Origin of the sequence: Shewanella sp. 10N.286.52.A9, assembly GCF_041468985.1 — a bacterium.
Taxonomy (GTDB): domain Bacteria; phylum Pseudomonadota; class Gammaproteobacteria; order Enterobacterales; family Shewanellaceae; genus Shewanella; species Shewanella japonica.
This window is the reverse complement of record NZ_JBFRJQ010000041.1, coordinates 1-238: the sequence shown is the minus strand read 5'-3', so window position 1 is coordinate 238 and position 238 is coordinate 1. Positions and strand designations below refer to the sequence as shown.

General features: G+C 45.0%; 1 rRNA gene. It reads left to right on the top strand.

From position 1 onward, the window contains the following. Positions 1-30: 30 nt before the first annotated feature. Positions 31-146: ribosomal RNA gene (rrf, locus tag AB4128_RS20540) — 5S ribosomal RNA — on the top strand. The last annotated feature ends 92 nt before the right edge of the window (positions 147-238 follow it).

The window sequence follows — 238 nt, the reverse complement described above, 5'->3', positions numbered from 1 at the left end:
ATTGCGATAAGCGATTAACACCCGAATTTGCTTGGTGACAATAGCATTGTGGTACCACCTGATCCCATCCCGAACTCAGTAGTGAAACGCAATCGCGCCGATGATAGTGTGGGGTCTCCCCATGTGAAAGTAGGTCATCGCCAAGCGCCTAATTTACTCGAAAGAGTAGCTTTATCACGATAAAGCGAGTCTACTAACTTTGACAAGTTAGCGACTTTAAAAGCATTTAGCATTACGC